The sequence below is a fragment of the Dietzia sp. PP-33 genome, assembly GCF_033790845.1.
Taxonomy (GTDB): Bacteria; Actinomycetota; Actinomycetes; order Mycobacteriales; family Mycobacteriaceae; genus Dietzia.
On sequence record NZ_JAMYEI010000001.1, the window covers coordinates 259,828 to 279,015 of the forward strand.

The window sequence follows — 19,188 nt, forward strand, 5'->3', positions numbered from 1 at the left end:
GGCTCCTCCCTCCAGATCCGATCGGTCAACGACGGGCAGGGCTCACGCGACCGTGAGGCAGGTAAGCGGTGTGGCGGCCAGTCTATCCCGACCCCCGAGCCCGGGGACCTCGAGGACCACCGACAGACCCGCCACCACCGCGCCGCAGTCGTCGAGGAGTCCGACGGCAGCACTGAGGGTGCCTCCGGTGGCGAGGACGTCGTCGACCACGAGCACCCGCTTTCCGCGGAGGTCCAGTCCGTCGGCCGGCAACTCCAACGTGGCCGCCCCGTACTCGAGTTCGTATGAGCGGGAGTGCACCGGCGGTGGGAGCTTGCCCGCCTTGCGGATGGCCAGCACGCCCGTGTGCAGTCGTACCGCGACCGCCCCGGCCAGCAGGAATCCACGGGCGTCCAACCCGGCCACGTAGTCGACCGAACCGACCTCGTGGCCTGCGACGAGGCCGGTGACCACGGCGTCGAAGCCGTTCGGGTCGGCGAGGACCGGCGTGAGGTCGCAGAACTGCACCCCGGCGGACGGGAAGTCCTCCACTCGTCGCATGAGTCTCTCCACCGCGGAACTGATCGCCGGGGACACCGCTGACATCGCTGAGTCGGTCATGCGGTGGCCTCGGCCTTCTCGCGTCGGGCAAGGACCTTGGCGGTCTGGCGCCTGATGGCGGGGTCGCGCTCCTTGAGGGATACCAGCAGGGGTGTGGCGAGGAAGATGGAGGAGAAGGTGCCCGTGACGATGCCGACCATCTGGACGATCGCGAGGTCCAGCAGTGTTCCCACCCCCAGGATCCACACCGCGATCACGACCAGTGCCAGCAACGGCAGGATGCCGATGATCGTGGTGTGCATGGACCGCATGAGGGTCTGGTTGACGCCCAGGTTGGCCTCCTCGGCGTAGGTGCGCCTGGTGGTGTGTTTGAGACCGCGGGTGTTCTCCTCGACCTTGTCGAACACGATCACCGTGTCGTAGAGGGAGAAGCCCAGGATCGTGAGGAGACCGATCACGGTGGCAGGGGTCACCTCGAAGCCGACCAGTGAGTACACCCCCGCGGTGGTGATCACGTCGAACAGCAGTGCGACGATCGCGGCCACCGCCATCTGCCATTCGAACCGGAACGCGATGTAACCGAAGACGATCACCAGGAAGACCGCCAGGGCGATCAACGCCTTCTCCGTGACCTGGCCGCCCCAGCTCTCGCTCCGGGCGGAGTCGCCGATCGCCGAGACGGAGGGCTCCCCGCTCGCCGCGACCGGCTGGAACTCCTCGAAGAGCGCGTTCTTCGCCGCCCGGATCTCGTCGCTGGTGAGGAAACTGGTCTCGACCTCGACGATGCGGGCCGCTCCGGAACCGACGATCTGGACCGTCTGCGGTTCCTCGCCGATGGCGTCCACGATCACCGCCGGCACGCGGTCCTTGTCGATGTCGCCCGCCGGCATGGTGAGCTTGGTGCCACCTGTGAAGTCGATACCGAAGCTGAACCCACGGAACAGGATGCTGGCCAGGCAGATGGCGACGATCACCGTGGTCAGGACGTAGAACCGTCGACGGTTGGGCACGATCCCGAACGCGCCCGTTCCGGTGTAGAGCCGGGTGAACAGGCTGTCCGGCCTACCGCCGGACGAGGTGTCGTCCCCGGGGACGCTGGTGACGGTGGAAGTGCTCATCGGCCCTCCTCCTCATCGGTGGTGGGGCGATCGGACCCGGTGACGGGGCGGGCGGATCGGGGAAGGGTCGCGGTGGCTCCACCGGGGCCGTTGATGGTGGCGGACACGCCACGGTCCCCGGACTGCCCGCTCTCCCTCTCCGCCTTCTGGTCGAGCCGGCGCTGATGGGCGGCAGCGGCCTGCAGCGTCTCCATCCGACCCATCCCGTTGGCCCACGGCTTGGCGAACGTCGACCTGGTCGAGGCGAGGTACACGAAGGGCCAGGTCACAGTGAAGGCGACGAAGACGTCCATGACGGTGGTCAGGCCCAGGGTGAAGGCGAAACCGCGGACCTCTCCCGTGGCGAGGACGTAGAGGACCACCGCGCCGATCAGGCTCACCATGTTGCCGGTGACGATGGTCCGGCTGGCGCTCTTCCACGCCCTCGGGACGGCGGATCTGAACCTGTGCCCGTCCCGGAGTTCGTCCTTGATGCGCTCGAAGAACACGACGTACGAGTCGGCGGTCATACCGATGCCGATCACCAGCCCCGCGATCCCGGCGAGGTCCAGGCTGTAGTCGATGGTGTAGCCGAGGAACACCAGGGTCACGTAGGTGAGCAGGAACGACAGGCTCAGGGAGACGAAGGCGAGGACGCCGAGTAACCGGTAGTAGAGCGCAGAGTAGGCCAGGACCAGCAGGAACCCGATCGCGCCGGCGAGCAGCCCCGCCTCGAGGGAGGCGAGACCGAGGGACGCCGGAACGTTGTCGACGTTCGGGTCCTCGAAGGAGATCGGGAGGGCGCCGTAGCGCAGGTTGGCGGCCAGTGAGGACGCCTCGTCCATGCTGAAGCTGCCGGTGATGGAGGTCGCCGACCCGACGGGTGTCACACCCTGGACGACCGGAGCGCTGATCACCTCACCGTCGAGGAGGATGGCGATCTGGCGCTGGAGGTTCTCCTGGGTCAGGCGCGACCAGGTCGCGCTGCCCTGTTCGCCGGGGCCGGCGGTGAAGCGGAAGGAGACCTCGTTCTGACCGGCCTGCTGACTGAAGCCCGAGCTCACCGAGTCCTTGACGATCTGCTGACCGTCGAGGCGATCACCGTCCTCGGGTTCACCGTTGAGCAGTGGGACGGGGCCGAGAACGTACTTGGCGCCCTCTCCGCAGGCGATGAGCGCCTGGGACTGATCGTCGAAGCCGGCCAGCACGTCACGCTCGGGGCAGCGGAACTCCGGCAGTCTCTCGATGAGTTCGGCGGGGTCGCCCTGGCGGACCTCACGGGCCTCCGCGACCTCCCGGGCCACGGCCTCGCTGTCGCCCTTCTCCGCCGGGACCGGTTCCACGTCGCCCTCGGCGACGGGCTGCACCTGGAGGACGGGGCGGATGGTGAGCTGCGAGGTGGTGCCGAGGTCACGGGCCTGGCTCGAGTCCTCGCCGGGGACGGTGAGGACGATATTGCTGCCCTCGATGACGACACTCGTGCCGGCGACGCCGAGGCCGTCGACACGATCCCGGATGATGTCCTGCGCGAGTTGGAGATCCGCCTCGTCGGGCTCCCCGATGGGGATCAGGGTGACCCGGGTGCCGCCCTGCAGGTCGATACCGAGTTTGGGCGTCAGACCCCTGTCCGCCACGGCGAACGCGGCGAGGAAGAGGATGAACAGCACCAGGAGGAAGGCGGACAGCAGCGCCCAGGGCCTGGGGCGGGCGTCGGCGCCTCGAGAACGGACTGGTGACACAGGTGATCTCTCTCGGTATTCGTCTGAGGCCTCCGGCTGGACGGCCCCATCACACTACTCGCCGGTAGTCGCTTGTCAGGAACCCGAGGGATCAGTCGCGGGATCCGAACCGGGGGCGACCGCGCGGTCGAGCTTCTCGCGGATCACCCGTCGGTCCCACTGGGTCCGGACGCCGGGGGAGATCTCCAGCACCAGGCTCTCCTCCCCGATCGACACGACCGTCCCGTGCAGTCCCGAGGTGGTGAGTACCTTGTCACCCACGGCGAGTGACGCCTGCATCTCCTTCAGTTCCTTCATCGCCTTGCGCTGCTTGGAGCTCTGGAAGAACATCAGCGCGACGAGCGCGATGATCATCAGGGGCAGTAGTAGTTCCAGTCCCATGCGGGGTCCTCTCGGCTGACGGACCCGTCGGTTCGGGGTCCGATGGTGTCGGGTCCGGACAGCGGACCGGTCTCGTTCGAGGATGCCAGCACGGTCGTCAGCCGCGCGGGCCGGGTCCCGGCCGGGTCTCCACCGGCAGCATCGGTTGATCGGGGTCGCGTTCCGGACGGCGGAGACCCATGTGCTCCCATGCCGCCGCCGTGGCGACCCGGCCACGGGGGGTGCGGGCGAGCAGACCGGCACGCACGAGGAACGGCTCGCAGACCTCCTCGAGGGTGCTCGACTCCTCCCCCACCGCCACCGCGAGAGTGCTCAACCCCACGGGCCCGCCCTCGTGTTGGACGAGCAGTGCCCGGAGAACCGCTCGGTCGAGCCTGTCCAGACCCAGTGCGTCGACCTCGTAGACCTCGAGCGCCGCCCGCGCCACGGGCACGGTGACCCGGCCGTCCGCCCGTACCTCCGCGAAGTCGCGCACCCGCCGGAGCAGGCGGTTGGCGATCCGGGGCGTCCCGCGGGAGCGCCCGGCGATCTCCGTCGCCGCATCCGGTTCCACCGGGATCGCGAGGATCTCCGCGGCCCGGGACACGATCCGTGCCAGGTCGGTGTCCGAGTAGAAGTCCATGTGGGCGGTGAACCCGAAGCGATCCCGCAGCGGGCCGGTGAGCGCTCCCGACCTCGTAGTGGCACCGACCAGCGTGAACGGGGCGATCTCCAGAGGTATCGAGGTGGCTCCGGGGCCCTTGCCCACCATGATGTCGATACGGAAGTCCTCCATCGCCAGGTACAGCATCTCCTCGGCGGGGCGCGCGATGCGGTGGATCTCGTCGATGAAAAGGACGTCGCCCTCGATGAGATTGGAGAGCATCGCGGCGAGGTCCCCGGGGCGTTCGAGTGCGGGTCCGGAGGTGATCCGTAGCGACCCGCCCAGTTCGGCCGCGACGATCATGGCGAGGCTGGTCTTGCCCAGGCCCGGAGGCCCGGAGAACAGCAGGTGGTCCGGGACCACTCCCCGTCTGGTCGCTGCCGTGAGCACCAGGTCGAGTTGTTCACGGACCGTCTCCTGTCCGATGAACTCGCCCAGGTTCCGGGGCCGCAGCGCGCCCTCGACATCGGTGTCGAACGGGGTCACCGACGCCGACAGCTCGGCCTCGGGTGCGTCGTCATGACCCGCCGGGCGGGGTCGGGCGTCCGCGTGCTCGAACGGCTCCGACATCAGCGCTTCCCGAGCGAGCGCAGCGCCAGACGGAGCGCCTCCGCCGGGCCGAGGTCCGGATCGGTCGCCAGGACCGAGGTGGCGGTCTTCTCCGCCTCGACAGCGCTGAAGCCCAGGCCCTCGAGTGCCCCCGCCACCTCGGTCGCGGCCGGGGCCGACGACACTCCGGGTCCGCCGGCGCTCTCATCTGTTTCGGGTACGGGCCCGACCTTGTCCTTGAGTTCGAGCACCATGCGTTCGGCGGTGCGCTTGCCGACCCCGGGGACCCGGGTGAGGGCCTTGACGTCCTCGGTTCCCAGTGCTCTGACCAGGTCATCGGGTTCGAGGGTGGCCACGATCGCGAGTGCGAGCCGGGGCCCGACCCCGGAGACGGTCTGGACGGTCGAGAAGAGTCGACGGGCGTCCACGGAGTCGAAGCCGTAGAGCGTCAGCGAGTCCTCGCGCACCACCAGCTCGGTGTGGAGCATGCCCTCGTCGCCCCGGCGCAACCCCGCCAGGGCGGCCGGGGTCGCGTGGACCAGGACGCCCACGCCTCCCGCCTCCACCACGCACCGGTCCAGGCCGATCTCGGCCACCGTCCCCCTGATCGAGGCGATCACCACCGCACTCCTTTCGTCCGGGCCATCGCCCGGGCGGCGGCCCGGGCACGTTCCTGGTCGGCGGACGCGGACCCGTTCCGTGTCCGGTCGGCGTGTGCCGCCTCGGTCGCCGCGGCCGCCCTGCCCTCGAGAACCTTGGCCTCGAACCCGGCGCGCGACCTGGCCACCTGCGCGTCCAGGGAGGACACCCGGCCCTGCATGGGCGCCCGCCAGCTGTGACACACCGCCAGCGCGAGCGCGTCGGCCGCGTCGGCGGGGCTCGGGGGCTGCTGCAGACCGAGGATCCGCGTGATCATGAGCGTCATCTGCTTCTTGTCCGCGCGGCCGCTGCCGGTGACGGCCGCCTTCACCTCCGAGGGGGTGTGGAACGCCACCGGGATGTCCCGGTACGCCGCGGCCATGGCGACCACCCCCGCGGCCTGTGCCGTGCCCATCGCGGTGGAGACCTGGTTCTGGGCGAAGACGCGCTCGATCGCCACCACGTCAGGCCGGTGGATCGCCATCCACTCGTCCGCCACCTCGTGGACCGCCCGCAGTCGACGCTCGAGCGGTTCGTCCGACCTCGTCCGCACCACGTCCACGTCGAGAGCCGTCACGGATCGACCCGGCGCGGTCTCGATCAGCGCGAGACCGCACCGGGTCAACCCCGGGTCAACACCCATGACGCGCATCGCAACCTCCGCCGACCGGTGATAGAACCTACGTTCGAGACCCTACCAGCGGGGGCGGGCTCAGGAGTCGAGGCCCGCCAGCACGTCGTCGGGGACGTCCACGTTGGAGTAGACGTTCTGGACGTCGTCGGAGTCTTCGAGCGCGTCGATCAGCCTGAAGATCTTGCCCGCCCCCTCCGCGTCGACCGTGACCTCGACGGAGGCGCGGAAGCCCGACTCGGCGGAGTCGTAGTCGATCCCGGCCTCCTGGAGCGCCGTCCGCACCTCGACGAGGTCGGTGGGCTCACAGATCACCTCGAACCGGTCCCCGAGGTCGTTGACCTCCTCCGCGCCGGCCTCTAGCACGGCCATGAGGACGTCGTCCTCCTCCAATTCGCCCTTGTCCAGGACGATCTCGCCCTTCCGGGCGAAGAGGTAGGCCACCGAACCCGGGTCGGCCAGATTCCCGCCGTTGCGGGTCATGGCCGTCCGCACCTCCATGGCGGCGCGGTTGCGGTTGTCGGTCAGACACTCGATGAGCATCGCCACGCCGTTCGGGCCGTAGCCCTCGTACATGATGGTCTCCCAGTCGGCGCCGCCCGCCTCCTCGCCGGCGCCACGCCGGCGCGCACGCTCGACGTTGTCGCCCGGGACCGAGTTCTTCTTGGCCTTCTGGATGGCGTCGAACAGCGTCGGGTTGCCGTCGGGGTCACCGCCGCCCGTACGGGCCGCCACCTCGATGTTCTTGACGAGCTTGGCGAAGAGCTTGCCGCGCTTGGAGTCGATCGCGGCCTTCTTGTGCTTGGTGGTGGCCCACTTGGAATGGCCTGACATGGCGTGTTCCGCCCTCCGGGGTGTCGGTGTGAGATCTCGGTGTGGTGGTCCGTCAGTCTACGAGGTCGCCGCCCGGACCATGTCGACGAAGTACCGGTGGACGCGAACATCGTCGGTGACCTCGGGGTGGAACGAGGTCGCGAGGGCGTTCCCCTGGCGCACCGCGACCACGTGGTCGAGGCCGTCGGAGGCGCGGACGCCGGCGAGTACCTCGACGTCGGGACCCACCGTCTCCACCCACGGTGCCCGGATGAAGACGGTCCGGAACGGGTCGGGGCCGAGGGCGTCGACGACGAGGTCGGCCTCGAACGAGTCGACCTGCCGCCCGAAGGCGTTCCGGCGGACCGTCATGTCGATCGCGGAGAACCACGTGGCGTCCGGGCGGGTGTCGAGCACGACGGAGGCGAGCAGGATCATGCCCGCGCACGAGCCGTAGACGGGCATGCCGCCCGAGATCCGCTCGGACACCGGCTGGTACATCTCGTACACGCCCAGCAGCCGGCTCATCGCCGTCGACTCACCACCCGGCAGCACCAGCGCGTCGACCGAGTCGAGTTCCGAAACGCGGCGCACCGTCACGGCCTCGGCCCCGACGGCCTCCAGGTGGTTCAGGTGCTCGGCGACGTCGCCCTGCAGGGCGAGCACGCCGATCCGGGGACGGTCCGGAGCGCTCACCCGCGGTCCCCGCGGGAACCGGCATCCCCGCGATCGGTATCGGCGCGGTCGCTGTCGGTGCGGTCGCGGCCGGTGCGGTCGGTGTCGGTGCCCGACAGATCGACGGGGAAGGACTGCGCTCCCTCTCTCAAGCTGCGTGACAGCCCCTCCTGCGTGACCGCCGCGACGAGTCGGCCGGTCCGGTCGAAGATCCGTCCCTGGGTGAGCGCGCGGCCACCGAAGGCGGACGGGGAGGTCTGGTCGTACAGCAGCCAGTCGTCGGCCCGGAACGGGCGAAGGAACCACATGGCGTGGTCGAGTGAGGCGTCCTGGGTGGGTTCGTCCGGGTGGATGACCTTGGCCGAGCTGAGCAGGGTCATGTCGGACATGTAGGCCAGGGTGCACACGTGGAAGTTGGGGTCGTCCGGCAACTCGTCCACGCAGCGGAACCACACGCGCTGCTGCGAGGCGATCTGCGAGGACCCGCGGAGCTTCTCCGGGGGCACCATCCGGATGTCCCACTGCGCCCACTCGTCCACGAAGACGCGGTGGGTCTCGTCCAGATCCTCGTACCGGGGAGCGGGGATCTCCTCGGCGTCGATCACGTCGGGTATCGGGTCCTGGTGCTCGATACCCTCCTGGTCGCGGAGGTGGAACGAGGCCGACATCGAGAAGATGGGCTCGCCCTCCTGGATCGCGGTGACCCGTCGGGTGGCGAAGCTGCGACCGTCGCGCAGCCGGTCGACCTGGAAGACGGTGGGTGCCGAGGGGATCCCCGGGCGGATGAAGTACCCGTGGAGGGAATGGACGTGCTTGTCGTCGTCGACGGTGCTCACCGCGGCGGTCAGTGTCTGGCCGGCGACCTGACCGCCGAAGGTGCGCTGCAGGTGTGTCTCGATCGGGTGTCCGCGGTAGAGGTCGCGGTCGATCCGCTCGATCGCGAGGATGTCCTCGATCTTGGCCACCGGCGGGTCACCAACCCCGCTCGGCGAGCCGGTGCGGCTCCGGGATGTCGTCCACGTTGATGCCGACCATGGCCTCGCCGAGACCGCGGGAGATGGTGGCGAGCATCTCCGGGTCGTCGTGGAAGGTGGTGGCCTTGACGATCGCCTTGGCCCGATCGGAGGGGTTGCCCGACTTGAAGATGCCGGATCCGACGAAGACGCCCTCGGCGCCGAGCTGCATCATCATCGCGGCGTCGGCCGGGGTGGCGATCCCGCCGGCGGTGAACAGCACGACGGGGAGCTTGCCCTTCTGCGCGACCTCCTTGACCAGGTCGTACGGCGCCTGGAGCTCCTTGGCGGCCACGTACAACTCGTCGACGGGCAGGTTCTGCAGGCGGCGGATCTCCTGGCGGATCTTGCGCATGTGCGTGGTGGCGTTCGAGACGTCGCCGGTCCCGGCCTCGCCCTTGGAGCGGATCATCGCCGCGCCCTCGGTGATGCGCCGCAGGGCCTCTCCGAGGTTGGTGGCGCCGCACACGAAGGGGACGGTGAACTCGAACTTGTCGATGTGGTTGGCGTAGTCCGCCGGGGTGAGGACCTCGGACTCGTCGACGTAGTCCACACCGAGGGCCTGGAGGATCTGCGCCTCGACGAAGTGGCCGATGCGGGCCTTGGCCATGACGGGGATGGAGACGGCCTCGATGATCCCGTCGATGAGGTCCGGGTCGCTCATGCGGGCCACGCCGCCCTGGGCGCGGATGTCGGCGGGGACACGCTCGAGCGCCATGACGGCGACGGCGCCGGCGTCCTCGGCGATCTTGGCCTGCTCGGCGGTGACGACGTCCATGATGACACCGCCCTTGAGCATCTCGGCCATACCTCGCTTGACGCGTGCGGTTCCGGTGGTGTTCTCGGTGGACTGCGGCTCGCTCACGAAATAGGCCTTTCCGGCGTTGATGACTCGTCGTAGGCGTCCAGTGTAGGTCGACCTGACGTCGGTTCCCCAACCGCCGTCCCACCGTGTCCGGTCATCCTCCCACCGGCGGGTGGTCGCCGAGTTCGACGTAGTCGGGCATCGGCGCGCGACCCGCCAACCGGAGCGCTCTCACCGTGGTCTTCTCGCGCAGGGACCGGGTGTCGCGCACGGCGTCGTTGTAGAAGCTGCGCGCCATCGACACCCGGTCGGTCACGTCCACCAGTTCGGCCGCCAGGTGGTCGGGGAGCACGGTCTCGTCCAACCCCGTCAGTAGTACACCGAGGGTGTTCTCGGCGAGTTCCGCCTCCGCGGCCTCGTCGTCCCCCGGGTCCCTGGAGGGCCGCCACCCACGGCTGTCCGGCTCGGGTGCCGGGTCGTCCCCGGCCACCGCGTCGGGCGGATGGGCGCGGGCCAGCGCCAGCGCTCGGGACAACCGCCGCGCGGCACCGGGATCACGGTCGGCGAGGTCGACGATGACGGCCGCCGTCACCGTGTGACGGCGTTCGAGGGCGCCGACGAGAGCGGCACGGGCGAGATCGGTGCGGATGTGGAGGCGGTCGAGGCGGTGGGCGGTCAGGTATGCGGCGAGTAGTGCGGTCGCCGCGAGAAGGGACAGGACGACGACGAGGAGGATCACTTCACCGGACACTGATGGTCTCCCCCGGCCCACGGACGGTCTCGTACACGCGGATCACCCTCTCCGCCACGACCGGCCAGTCGTACTCGCGGACCGCCTCGGCCGCGCGGGTGCGGAGGCCGTCCCTGCGGGCGTCGTCGCCGAGCACGCCGACGAGGGAGGCGGCCAGGGCTGCGGGGTCCCCCACCGCGGCGAGTTCCCCGCACTCCCCGTCGCGCAGGACACGACGGAACGCGTCGAGATCGGAGGCCACCACCGCGGTTCCCGCGGCCATCGCCTCGACCAGGACGATGCCGAAGCTCTCCCCGCCCGTGTTGGGGGCGCAGTAGACGTCCGACCCCGCGAGCACGGCGGCCTTGCGCGCATCGTCGACACGGCCGAGGAACTCCACGTCCAGTCCTGACGGCAACCGGGAACGCAGGGCGCGCTCGTCGCCGTCACCCATGATCCGCAACCGGAGCCCGGGAACCTCCGCGAGCACCGCCGGGAGTGCGGCGACGAGCACGTCCATCCCCTTGCGCGGTTCGTCGTAACGCCCGAGGAAGGCCACGGTGGGCGCTCCCGAGCGTTCCGCGCCGGCATCGACGTCCCGGAACGAGGCCACGTCCACACCGTTCGGGATCTCCACCGCATCGGATCCCAGGGCCTCCATCTGCCACCGCCGGGCGAGGGTCGACACGGCGATTCGTCCACGGATCTTCTCCAGCAGCGGGGCCAGCGCGCCGTCGGCCGCACCGAGGATCATCGAACCGGAGGTGGAGGTGTGGAAGGTGGCCGTGATGGGCCCCGAGGCCATGGCCAGCGCGAACATCCCGACCCCCGGCGCGTTGGGTTCATGGATGTGCAGTACGTCCAGCGGCTCCCGGCGGAGCCACTGGCGGGTGGCCCGCCAGGCCGCGGGTCCGAAACTCAGGCGTGCGACGGAGCCGTTGTACGGGATCGGCACCCCCGGCCCGGTCAGGGTCATCCCGGACACCGGCGCGTTCTCGGGACGCCCCGGGGCCAGCACACGGACCGTGTGACCGCGCCGTCGTAGCTCCTCCGTCAGGTCCACCACATGTGCCTGTACCCCGCCCGGTGCATCGAAGGAGTACGGGCAGATCATGCCGATGCGCACGACGTGATCAACCCTCGATCCGCGCGCGCCGGTCGGCGGGGAGGTCGTCGAGCCACAGGGGCTGGAGCATGTGCCAGTCGGCCGGGTGGCGGGCGATGCCCTCCGCGAAGAGGTCGGCCATCGCCTGCACCCCGGCCTCGACACCGCCGGAGACGTTGATCGGCGGCGTGATCCTGACCCGCATCGTCTCCTCGTCCTCATACCAGAACTGCGCCACCAACAACGGTGCCCCGGTCTCCACCGCGAGCCTGGCGGCACCGGCCGGCATGCGGGTGGTCTCCCCGAAGAACGTCACGGGCACCCCGGTGCGGCGCAGGTCGCGCTCGCCGGGCAGGCACACGATCCCGCCGCCGGCGAGGTAGTCCCTGAGTGCATCCAGCGGCGGGGTGGGGCCGCCGGTGTGCGGGTAGATCGTGAACCCCAGACCCTCCCGGAAGTCGAGGAAGCGCTGGTAGAGCGATTCGGGCTCGAGCCGCTCCGCCACCGTCGCGAATCCGCCGTAGCGCCGGGCCAGCCACGTCCCGCCCAGATCCCAGTTGGCCGAGTGCGGAAGCGCCACGACCACTCCGCGCCCCTGCGCCAGGGCCGCGTCGAGGTGGTCCACTCCCGCGATGGTCCGGTCCATCTCCCGGGCCACGGCCTCGCGGTCCATGGACGGCAGACGGAACGCCTCCCGCCAGTAGCGCGCATAGGAGCGGAAGGAGTCCCGGATGAGGTCGTCGGGCACCTCGGCCGGCGTCACCCCCAGGACCCGGGCGAGGTTCCTGCGCAGCTGGGAGTCCTCGCCCTGCCTGCGGGCTGCGACGTCGGCGCCGGCCCTGAAGAGCGCGCGGGCCAGCGGCTCGGGTAGCGCCCGGACCACGGCCCAGCCCGCCGCGTAGCCGAGGTCGGAGAGTCGCTCGCCCACAGACGTCATCAATCCCCTGGTCATCGTTCGCCCGCCGTCGGGGCGTCGAGACGCGCGACCCGCCCGAGGTGATCGGCACGACCGCCCCACACCCGCTGGACCACGGTGATCAGGCTGCCCACCGCCACCGCGGTGGCCGCGACCTCGAGGGCCCACGGGACGCCCAGCCCCTCCAACCCGGCGCCCAGCAGGATCAGGACCAGGCGGTCGGCGCGCTCCATCAGACCACCCGGGGTGCGCAGTCCGCCCGCGTCCGCACGGGCCTTGGAATAGGAGACCACCTGGGACAGCACCAGGCACGCCAGCAACATCAGCAGCGCGTAGCCGTTCTCCGATTCCACCTCGACCAGCCACCACACCAGTGAACCGAAGATCACCCCATCGGCGACCCGGTCCGACACGGCGTCGACCAGGGCTCCGTAGGGCGACCCGCCGTCATCGGCGCGTGCGACCGCACCGTCGACCAGGTCGAGCAGGGTGCACAGGGCGATCACGATCGCGCCTGCGACCAGGTGGCCGTTCCCGAACAGCAGCACGGCCGCGGCGCAGGTCAGGACGAGCCCGGTGAGGGTGATCCCGTTGGCGGTGACCCCCATCCGGACCAGGAACGTGGCCAGGGGGTGTGCCACCTTGGTGACCCCCGACCTTCCGAACTCGCTGAGCATTCGTCCCCCCGCAATCAGGTGTTGGCAGGCCCGGGCACCGTCGGCCACGCCTCGGCCAGCAGTTGCCGGGTCTGACGGAGCAACTGCGGCAACACCTTGGTTCCGCCGGTCACGGTAATGAAGTTGGCGTCGCCGATCCAGCGCGGCACGACGTGCTGGTGCAGATGCTCGGCGAGTGAGCCGCCGGCCGCGTTGCCCAGGTTGAGTCCCACGTTGAACGAATCGGGCCGCGAGACGGCCTTGATGACACGGATCAGGTGCTGGGTGTACGACATGAGTTCGCGGGATTCGCCGTCGTCCAGGTCCTCGAGGTCGGCGACCTTGCGGTACGGCACCACCATGCTGTGTCCCGGGTTGTACGGGTACAGGTTGAGCACCACGTAGACGTGGTCGCCCCGGGCGACCACCAGGCCGTCCTCGTCGCTCATCCGGGGGATGTCGAGGAACGGCTCCCCGGTCATCCCCTCGGCGGGTTCGGGCCGTGACTGGGCGATGTAGGACATCCGGTACGGGGTCCACAGCCGTTGCAGGCGGTCCTCCCCCACCCCGTACTGGTGATACTCATCCGCCCGATACCCGTCCGCCGGGGTCGACTCCCGGGGCGTCACACCCGCTCCGCGGTGGGCACGTCGTTGCGGCGCGAATTGATCCAGTAGCCGATCTTGTCCATCGCGGCGTTCCGGGACACCCCGTTGAGCTGCGTCCCGTCGGGGAAGCGGAAGCTCACCGCGCCCGCCTCCACGTCCCTGTCGCCGGCCAGCAGCATGAACGGGACCTTGCCGGTCGTGTGGTTGCGGATCTTCTTCTGCATCCGCTCGTCCGCCAGATCCAGTTCGGCGCGGATCCCCCGGCCGCGGAGCTCGTCGATCACGTCCTCGAGGTGCTTCTCGTGCGCCTCGGCCACGGGGATGCCCACCACCTGGACGGGCGCGAGCCACGCCGGGAACAGGCCCGCGTAGTGCTCGAGCAGCACCGCGAAGAACCGCTCGATCGAGCCGAAGAGCGCCCGGTGGATCATCACCGGTCGCGTCTTGGTGCCGTCCGCGGCGTTGTAGGTGAGGTCGAACAGTTCGGGGAGGTTGAAGTCGAGCTGCACCGTGGACATCTGCCAGGTCCGACCGATCGCATCGCGCGCCTGGACCGAGATCTTGGGGCCGTAGAAGGCGGCCCCGCCCGGGTCCGGGACCAGCTCGAGGCCGGAGTTCGTGGCCACCCGACGCAGCGTCTCGGTCGCCCGCTCCCAGATCTCGTCGCCGCCGACGTACTTCTCCGGGTCCTTGGTGGACAGCTCCAGGTAGAAGTCCTCGAGGCCGTAGTCGCGCAACAGCGAGATGATGAACGACAGGACGGAGGCGATCTCGCCCTCCATCTGGTCCTCGGTGCAGTAGATGTGGGCGTCGTCCTGGGTGAAGCCGCGGGCGCGGGTCAGCCCGTGGATGACGCCGGACTTCTCGTACCGGTACACGGTGCCGAACTCGAACATCCGCAACGGGAGCTCACGATAGGAGCGGCCCCGGGAGTCGAACACGAGGTTGTGCATGGGGCAGTTCATGGGCTTGACGTAGTAGTCCTGCCCCGGCTTGGTCTCCTTGCCGTCGGCGTCGTACTCCGCGTCCAGGATCATGGGGGGGAACATCCCCTCGGAGTACCAGCTCAGGTGCTGGGACTTGCGGAACAGATCGCCCTTGGTCACGTGCGGGGTGTTGACCAGGGAGTACCCGGCCGACAGATGGCGCTTGAGCGAGTGCTGTTCCATCTCGTTGCGGATGATCCCACCGCGCGGGTGGAACACCGGGAAGCCGGAGCCGATCTCGTCCGGGAAACTGAACAGGTCGAGCTCCGTGCCGAGCCGCCGGTGGTCGCGCTTCTCCGCCTCCGCCAACCGGTCGAGGTGGGCGTCCATCGCCTCGGTGCTCTCCCACGCGGTGCCGTAGATCCGCTGGAGACCGGCGTTCTTCTGGTCGCCACGCCAGTACGCGGCCGACGAGCGGGTGAGGGTGAACGCCGGGATGAACTTGGTGGTCGGTGTGTGGGGGCCCCGGCACAGGTCCGACCAGACCACCTCGCCCGTGCGCGGGTTGAGGTTGTCGTACGCGGTCAGTGCGCCGGCCCCGACCTCCATGATCTCGGCGTCCTCGAGCGCGTCTGCCCCGCCGGCGTCGCCGGCGTCCGCGCGGCCCTTGTCCTCGACGAGCTCCAGTTTGTACGGCTCTCCGGCGAGCTCGGCGCGGGCCTCGTCGAGCGAGGCGTATTCGCGGCGTGCGAAGCGCTGTCCCGACTTGATGATCTTCTTCATCCGCTTCTCGAGGTCCTTGAGGTCCTCGGGCGTGAACGGCTCCGCGACATCGAAGTCGTAGTAGAAGCCGTTCTCGATCGGCGGTCCGATCCCCAGCTTGGCCTCCGGGAACTTGTCCTGGACGGCCTGCGCCAACACGTGGGCGCAGGAGTGCCTGATGACGGACCTGCCGTCCTCGGTGTCCGCGCGGACGAGCTCGACCTCGGTGTCGGACTCGGGCGCCCACGACAGATCCCGCAACACGCCGCCGGGATCGCGCACCACTACGACCGTCTCCGGGCCGCTCTTCGACTGCAGTTCCCTCTCGGCGAGGACCTTGCCCGCCGGCTCTCCCGCCGGGATGACGGTGGTGGTCACGGTTGTCGTCACTGCGCCCGCACCCGTCACGTCGACTTCGGCTTCCGGCATGCGGTTCTCGGACACGGGGGGAGATCTCCTAGGCAGTGGACGACGGGTGACTCTGGGCCATCCGTGACGGGCGCACCAGATCCTGTGAGGTACCTGGGCCGGTCCATGCTACCCGGCGACTCCTGGAATCCCGGACCGCCTCGGACCGTTGTACCCGCCATGCGCATAGACATCTGGTCCGACGTCGTCTGCCCGTTCTGCTGGATCGGCAAACGACACCTCGAGGCCGCGTTGGAGGCCTTCCGCTCCGAGCACCCGGGGACGGAGGTCGAGGTGGTCTGGCGGGCCTTCGAGCTCGATTCCGCCGCGCCCCGCCACGGTGAGCGCGGGGATGAGGAGTCCGCCGCCCAGATGCTCTCGCGCAAGTACGGGATGACCCTGACGGAAGCCGAGGCCGGGCAGGAACAGATGGCCGACCGGTTCCGGGAACTCGGGTTGGGGTACGACTGGCGCTCCTCCAGGGTCTCCTCCACCTTCGACGCCCACCGGTTGGCGGCGCTCGCAGCCGATCACGACCTGGCGGACCAGGTCGACGAGGCGCTGCGCAGGGCCTATTTCACCAACGGCGAGCGGCTCTCGGATCCGGAGGTACTCAGGCGCATCGGAGTCCGGGCCGGGCTGCCTGCCGACGCCGTCGACGGGATGCTGACCGGGGACGGGTTCGGCGACCGCGTGCGGGATGACACCGAGGCCGCCCGCGGGATCGGGGTGACGGGCGTGCCGTTCTTCGTCTTCGACGGCCGTCTCGCCGTCAGCGGTGCACAGCCCGTCGAGGTGTTCGGGCAGGCCCTCGAGCAGGCCCTCGTCGGCCGGCAGCCCTGAGCCGCTCGGGCCGGCGGCCCCGCATACGCACGCAGCCCCCGATTCCCGGGTACCGGGGCGGGGGCTGCAGGCGTTCTGTGGTCCTAACTGGGTTCGAACCAGTGACCTCTCCGGTGTGAACGGAGCGCTCTTCCACTGAGCTATAGGACCGCGTGTGGCCCGATCTCTCGATCGGCACCGGAACACTGTAGCAAGCCCGACGCGCCGTCCCAATTCGGGGTCGACCCGACGCTCGTGCAACGCAGGGACACATCCCGAGACCCCGGACGCACGGCGACGCAGTGGCGCAGATTCGGTTGTCTACGCAGGTGGGGACCCATTTTCGACCCCCGATTTGTATTCCAAGATCCGGTTCGGCTAATGTTCATTCTCGCAACGCGGTGAGCAACAGCGAGCCGGGAAGCGATGCGGATGTGGCGCAGCTGGTAGCGCATCACCTTGCCAAGGTGAGGGTCGCGGGTTCGAATCCCGTCATCCGCTCGGAGGGATCGAGGAGCCAGGACGTCCTCACCAGGCTCGATACCTTTGCGGTGGAGTGGCCGAGTGGTGAGGCAGCGGCCTGCAAAGCCGTCAACACGGGTTCGATTCCCGTCTCCACCTCCATGCCGGAGTGATCCGGACGGAGATCCCCGCGCGATTAGCTCAGCGGGAGAGCGCTTCCCTGACACGGAAGAGGTCACTGGTTCAATCCCAGTATCGCGCACCACGAGACACGCCCCGGCTGACCGCCGGGGCGTCGTGCATTTCGCTCCCTGTTCGGTATGCGTCCGTGCCCGTGGTGTGATGGAGATCACTCATCATCAGAGCATGTCCGCCGTACACAAGCTTCCACACACGATGACAGTCGACTCTGTCCCGTTGGAGGACGTCCGGGGCCGGGTCATCGACCTCCGGCACACCACGGGCATCCTCGCCGACCTGCGCCGCACGGCCACGGACACCTACGAGGTCACGATGGTCCTGGGGGGCGGGGACGACTCGGAGAGGGTCGTGATGTCCGGGGTGACCGGGACCGAGAACCTGCACCTGCACGTCTGATCGCGGCGGCCCGATAGGCTCCCGTGGTGGCCATCCGAGTCGAACCCGCCGTCGTGTCGGACCTCGACTCGATCGCCGACCTGGCAGCACGGACCTTCCCGTTGGCGTGTCCCCCGGATCTGCCCCGGGACGCCGTCGACTCGTTCATCGCCCTCCACCTCTCGAGTGGGGCCCTGGGGGGTCATCTCGTCACCCCCGGGCACGTCCTCCTGGCGGCGAGGACCCCGGAGGGTGAGCTCGTCGGGTACGCGCTGCTGCTCGACGGCACCGGCATGGATCCGACATGCGCCGGTCAGATCCTCCACCGACCCACCGTCGGGATCAGCAAACTGTACGTCGACCCCGGCCACCACGGTTCGGGCGTCGCTACCCGGGTGCTCGCCGAGATCGTCCGGCTGTCTTCCGGTCGTGGTGTGCGCAGCCTGTGGCTCGCCACGAACGTGGCCAACACCAGGGCCCGCAGGTTCTACGACAAGCAGGGATTCGTCGAGCGGGGCGCCCGGACCTTCGATGTGGGCGGCGTCGCGAACACCGATGTGGTGTACGAGAAGGAACTGGGCGGGACGGCCCGGGGCGCCTAGACGACCGAGGCTCCCAGCCGACCGTTCAGCCCCCGACCGTGTCGAAACGTGAGAGCGCGAGGAGCCGGGATGTGGCGCGCAGGTACTTCTTTCGGTACCCGCCGGCGATCATCTCGTCGGTGAAGATCGCGTCGAGCTTGTCCCCCGAGTTCCGGACGGGGATCCCCGCGTCGTAGAGACGGTCCGCCAGCACGACCAGGCGCAGGGCGATGGCCTGATCCGGCAGCGGTCCGACGTCGCGTAGGCACACTCTGGTCACCCCGTCGACGAGCCGGTTGTACTTGGACGGGTGGAGGGTGGCCAGGTGGTCGCACAGCTCGCCGAAATCGTCCAGTGTCGCCCCGGGGTCCGCGCCGGCCTCCGCCTCGAGATCGGACTCCGACATCGGGTCGGGCGCGGGCGGGAGGTTCCGGTGACGGTAGTCGGGCCCGTCGACGCGGATCGACTCGAAGATCCCCGACATCTTGCGGATCTCCCGCATGAAGTCCTTGGCCGCGAACCGCCCCTCACCGAGCTGCTCGGGGAGGGTGTTGGAGGTGGCGGCCACACTGACGCCCGCCGTGGTCAGCTCCGCGAGCAGTCGGGACACCAGCATCGTGTCCCCGGGGTCGTCGAGCTCGAACTCGTCGATGCACAGCACCGAGTGCCCGGAGAGCTCCTCCACCGCCCGGTTGAAGCCCAGGGCACCCACCACGTGGGTGAGCTCGACGAACGTGCCGAACGCCTTGGGCTCGGGGCAGGTGTGGTAGATCGAGGTGAGCAGGTGGGTCTTCCCGACGCCGAAGCCTCCGTCGAGGTAGATCCCCGCGCCCTGGACCGCCTTGGGACGACGCCCGAACAGTCCCTTCCTGGGGGAACGGCGGGAGACGACCGCCTCCGCGAACTCGCGACACGCCTTGACCGCGGCGGACTGCGACGGCTCCGCCGGGTCCGGGATGTAGGACTCGAAACTCACGTCGTTGAACATCGACGGCGGGACCATCTGGGCCACGAGTTGGTCAGCGGGGACCACCGGGGTGACATCAACGAGGCGAGAGACCATGTGAAGAGCCTATCGTGGGGCGACAGGCGTCAGAACGGAAGGAGCCCC

At 69.4% G+C, this 19,188-nt stretch carries 21 protein-coding genes and 4 tRNA genes; 6 read left to right on the forward strand and 19 right to left on the reverse strand.

The window, feature by feature from the left end:
* Positions 1 to 42: 42 nt before the first annotated feature.
* The 17 genes from NJE57_RS01265 to thrS form a co-directional block, all read right to left on the reverse strand.
* Positions 43 to 600, reverse strand: coding sequence for an adenine phosphoribosyltransferase (locus tag NJE57_RS01265; RefSeq protein WP_319026557.1), 558 nt, complete (start codon positions 598 to 600; stop codon positions 43 to 45).
* On the reverse strand, positions 597 to 1,658 hold the full coding sequence (secF, locus tag NJE57_RS01270; protein ID WP_319026558.1) for a protein translocase subunit SecF: 1,062 nt from the start codon (positions 1,656 to 1,658) through the stop codon (positions 597 to 599). The genes NJE57_RS01265 and secF overlap by 4 nt, the downstream gene beginning before the upstream one ends.
* Complete coding sequence (gene secD, locus NJE57_RS01275) at positions 1,655 to 3,376, reverse strand: protein translocase subunit SecD (protein WP_413464336.1); 1,722 nt, start codon at positions 3,374 to 3,376, stop codon at positions 1,655 to 1,657. The genes secF and secD overlap by 4 nt, the downstream gene beginning before the upstream one ends.
* A gap of 75 nt (positions 3,377 to 3,451) precedes the next feature.
* The gene (gene yajC, locus NJE57_RS01280) at positions 3,452 to 3,757 is read right to left on the reverse strand and encodes a preprotein translocase subunit YajC (RefSeq protein ID WP_319026559.1); all 306 of its coding nucleotides are present in this window, start codon (positions 3,755 to 3,757) and stop codon (positions 3,452 to 3,454) included.
* Between the two features lie 97 nt (positions 3,758 to 3,854).
* Positions 3,855 to 4,970, reverse strand: coding sequence for a Holliday junction branch migration DNA helicase RuvB (gene ruvB / locus NJE57_RS01285; protein ID WP_319026560.1), 1,116 nt, complete (start codon positions 4,968 to 4,970; stop codon positions 3,855 to 3,857).
* Positions 4,970 to 5,569, reverse strand: coding sequence for a Holliday junction branch migration protein RuvA (ruvA, locus tag NJE57_RS01290; RefSeq protein ID WP_319026561.1), 600 nt, complete (start codon positions 5,567 to 5,569; stop codon positions 4,970 to 4,972). Before ruvA ends, ruvB begins: the two co-directional genes overlap by 1 nt.
* Positions 5,566 to 6,240, reverse strand: a complete 675-nt coding sequence (ruvC, locus tag NJE57_RS01295) for a crossover junction endodeoxyribonuclease RuvC (RefSeq protein WP_319026562.1) — start codon at positions 6,238 to 6,240, stop codon at positions 5,566 to 5,568. Before ruvC ends, ruvA begins: the two co-directional genes overlap by 4 nt.
* Before the next feature lie 60 nt (positions 6,241 to 6,300).
* Entirely contained in the window at positions 6,301 to 7,053 is a 753-nt protein-coding gene (locus tag NJE57_RS01300; protein WP_319026563.1) for a YebC/PmpR family DNA-binding transcriptional regulator, read from the reverse strand.
* 57 nt (positions 7,054 to 7,110) lie between these two features.
* The gene (pdxT, locus tag NJE57_RS01305) at positions 7,111 to 7,728 is read right to left on the reverse strand and encodes a pyridoxal 5'-phosphate synthase glutaminase subunit PdxT (RefSeq protein ID WP_319026564.1); all 618 of its coding nucleotides are present in this window, start codon (positions 7,726 to 7,728) and stop codon (positions 7,111 to 7,113) included.
* A complete protein-coding gene (locus NJE57_RS01310) occupies positions 7,725 to 8,672 on the reverse strand; it encodes an acyl-CoA thioesterase II (RefSeq protein ID WP_319026565.1) in 948 nt (315 codons plus the stop codon). Before NJE57_RS01310 ends, pdxT begins: the two co-directional genes overlap by 4 nt.
* Before the next feature lie 7 nt (positions 8,673 to 8,679).
* A complete protein-coding gene (gene pdxS / locus NJE57_RS01315) occupies positions 8,680 to 9,585 on the reverse strand; it encodes a pyridoxal 5'-phosphate synthase lyase subunit PdxS (RefSeq protein ID WP_319026566.1) in 906 nt (301 codons plus the stop codon).
* Between the two features lie 94 nt (positions 9,586 to 9,679).
* On the reverse strand, positions 9,680 to 10,276 hold the full coding sequence (locus NJE57_RS01320; RefSeq protein ID WP_319026567.1) for an NUDIX hydrolase: 597 nt from the start codon (positions 10,274 to 10,276) through the stop codon (positions 9,680 to 9,682).
* A complete protein-coding gene (locus NJE57_RS01325) occupies positions 10,266 to 11,381 on the reverse strand; it encodes a glycosyltransferase family 4 protein (protein ID WP_319026568.1) in 1,116 nt (371 codons plus the stop codon). Before NJE57_RS01325 ends, NJE57_RS01320 begins: the two co-directional genes overlap by 11 nt.
* Before the next feature lie 7 nt (positions 11,382 to 11,388).
* Complete coding sequence (locus tag NJE57_RS01330) at positions 11,389 to 12,297, reverse strand: phosphatidylinositol mannoside acyltransferase (RefSeq protein WP_319027051.1); 909 nt, start codon at positions 12,295 to 12,297, stop codon at positions 11,389 to 11,391.
* Between the two features lie 11 nt (positions 12,298 to 12,308).
* Positions 12,309 to 12,953, reverse strand: a complete 645-nt coding sequence (pgsA, locus tag NJE57_RS01335) for a phosphatidylinositol phosphate synthase (protein ID WP_319026569.1) — start codon at positions 12,951 to 12,953, stop codon at positions 12,309 to 12,311.
* Between the two features lie 14 nt (positions 12,954 to 12,967).
* Positions 12,968 to 13,456 (reverse strand): HIT domain-containing protein, encoded by a 489-nt coding sequence (locus NJE57_RS01340; protein ID WP_319027053.1) that lies wholly within the window; start codon positions 13,454 to 13,456, stop codon positions 12,968 to 12,970.
* A gap of 101 nt (positions 13,457 to 13,557) precedes the next feature.
* Complete coding sequence (thrS, locus tag NJE57_RS01345; protein WP_413464348.1) at positions 13,558 to 15,657, reverse strand: threonine--tRNA ligase; 2,100 nt, start codon at positions 15,655 to 15,657, stop codon at positions 13,558 to 13,560.
* Positions 15,658 to 15,816: 159 nt separating this feature from the next.
* On the opposite strand from thrS, the gene NJE57_RS01350 reads away from it, so the two are divergent.
* Positions 15,817 to 16,479, forward strand: a complete 663-nt coding sequence (locus NJE57_RS01350; protein WP_319026571.1) for a DsbA family oxidoreductase — start codon at positions 15,817 to 15,819, stop codon at positions 16,477 to 16,479.
* A gap of 78 nt (positions 16,480 to 16,557) precedes the next feature.
* Here NJE57_RS01350 and NJE57_RS01355 read toward each other — a convergent pair.
* Positions 16,558 to 16,629: transfer RNA gene (locus NJE57_RS01355), tRNA-Val, on the reverse strand.
* A 257-nt stretch (positions 16,630 to 16,886) separates the two neighbouring features.
* Here NJE57_RS01355 and NJE57_RS01360 point away from each other — a divergent pair.
* The 5 genes from NJE57_RS01360 (at position 16,887) to NJE57_RS01380 (ending at position 18,098) form a co-directional block, all read left to right on the forward strand.
* A tRNA-Gly gene (locus NJE57_RS01360) sits at positions 16,887 to 16,959 on the forward strand.
* Between the two features lie 49 nt (positions 16,960 to 17,008).
* Positions 17,009 to 17,082 (forward strand) — tRNA-Cys (locus tag NJE57_RS01365).
* 28 nt (positions 17,083 to 17,110) lie between these two features.
* Positions 17,111 to 17,185: transfer RNA gene (locus NJE57_RS01370), tRNA-Val, on the forward strand.
* A 131-nt stretch (positions 17,186 to 17,316) separates the two neighbouring features.
* On the forward strand, positions 17,317 to 17,517 hold the full coding sequence (locus NJE57_RS01375; protein WP_319026572.1) for a hypothetical protein: 201 nt from the start codon (positions 17,317 to 17,319) through the stop codon (positions 17,515 to 17,517).
* A gap of 26 nt (positions 17,518 to 17,543) precedes the next feature.
* Positions 17,544 to 18,098, forward strand: coding sequence for a GNAT family N-acetyltransferase (locus NJE57_RS01380; protein WP_319026573.1), 555 nt, complete (start codon positions 17,544 to 17,546; stop codon positions 18,096 to 18,098).
* A 25-nt stretch (positions 18,099 to 18,123) separates the two neighbouring features.
* On the opposite strand, the gene zapE is transcribed toward NJE57_RS01380, so the two are convergent.
* Positions 18,124 to 19,140, reverse strand: a complete 1,017-nt coding sequence (zapE, locus tag NJE57_RS01385; protein WP_319026574.1) for a cell division protein ZapE — start codon at positions 19,138 to 19,140, stop codon at positions 18,124 to 18,126.
* Positions 19,141 to 19,188: the final 48 nt, after the last annotated feature.